This window comes from Thermorhabdus hydrogeniformans (assembly GCF_049310025.1).
GTDB lineage: Bacteria > Bacillota > Thermosediminibacteria > Thermosediminibacterales > Tepidanaerobacteraceae > JBJYKD01.
In genome coordinates this window covers 1-261 of the sequence record NZ_JBJYKD010000193.1, presented here as the reverse complement: position 1 = coordinate 261, position 261 = coordinate 1, and the positions used below count along the sequence as shown (strand labels likewise).

At 36.0% G+C, this 261-nt stretch carries 1 protein-coding gene; it reads left to right on the top strand.

The window, feature by feature from the left end:
* Positions 1-261, top strand: a 261-nt coding sequence (locus tag ACKX14_RS16075) for a UPF0236 family transposase-like protein (RefSeq protein WP_422449421.1), incomplete at both ends; no start/stop codon positions are given.

Genomic DNA, 261 nt, shown 5'->3' with positions numbered 1-261 from the left:
GCGATAGCAAAGATAGCATATGTACATGAAGGAAAAGCAGAAGTTAACAAGAACAGATATAAACTAAAGAACAAGAGATATTTCTCAGATGTAAAGAACAATAACCAAGAGATGTGGATAGACGTAGCAAATTACCTGGAAGAAACCTATGACATGACCCAAGTAGAAAAGATATATCTTTCAGGAGACGGAGCAAATTGGATAAAAGAAGGACTAGGTTGGATAGACAAATCAAAGTACGTACTAGACAGATTCCACCTA